General features: G+C 73.1%; 1 protein-coding gene. It reads right to left on the minus strand.

The annotated features are described in order from the left end of the window. Positions 1-751, minus strand: a 751-nt coding sequence (locus E1292_RS50540; RefSeq protein WP_342775787.1) for a N,N-dimethylformamidase beta subunit family domain-containing protein, incomplete at its 3' end; no start/stop codon positions are given. Between the last annotated feature and the right edge of the window lie 93 nt (positions 752-844).

Below are 844 nucleotides of genomic sequence, written 5' to 3' on the forward strand. Positions count from 1 at the left end.
GTTCCCAGGTGGGGCCGGGCAGGGGTTGGGAGAGGCGGTCGAGGACGTTGCGGGTGATGCGGGCCAGCGCCGGGTCGTGCAGGGTGTTGCCCCAGTTGATGGTGCCCGCGTTGAAGACGGTGCCCGCGCCGAGGCGGTGCACGCTCATGGTGGCCGCGCCGGCCCTGCCGTAGCGGCGCCAGTGGGCCAGGTCGGCGGTGGCGAGCACGACGAGCGACGGTGGCGCGCCGTCGCGGCCGGACGCCCGGGGAACGCCGTCCACCCAGTCGAGATCGGCGGCGTCCGTCTCGTAGCCGATCGCCCCCCGCCCGAACGTGTCGCCGTCGGCCAGCCCGGCGCCCTCGAACACCCAGTGCCCGGCGAAGCGGACGGTGTAGGACTCCTCGGCCATGACGCGCGAGTCGACCCAGCAGCCGGCGCCGTTCCTGAAGGACAGGCCGGTCAGGATGTTCTCCGGGCGGTTGACGGGCTCGCTGGGCCATTCGACGGTGACGCGGCCCGGGTCGGTGGCGGCCATCGGGTCGGCGACGGCGTCGCGGTAGCAGACCATGGTACGCAGGTCGTCCTCGAAACGGACCTGCCACCAGCAGGTGTTGCCGGAGAAGATGGCGATGTTGCCGCCACGGCGGGCGAACTCCTCGGCCGCGTCCCGCATCTCCCACGACCAGTACTCGTCGTGCCCGTTGACGACCAGCAACCGGTAGCGGCTCAGCAGGCCGAGACCCCCGTGCGAGCCGGACCCCTCGTGCAAGCCGAGGCCCCCACGCGAGCCGGGGTCACGGCGGCCAGGGTCAGGGAGGTCGAGGTCAGGGCGGCCAGGATGAGGGAGGGCGGGGTCATGGCG

It is taken from the genome of Nonomuraea deserti (genome assembly GCF_004348685.1).
GTDB lineage: Bacteria > Actinomycetota > Actinomycetes > Streptosporangiales > Streptosporangiaceae > Nonomuraea > Nonomuraea deserti.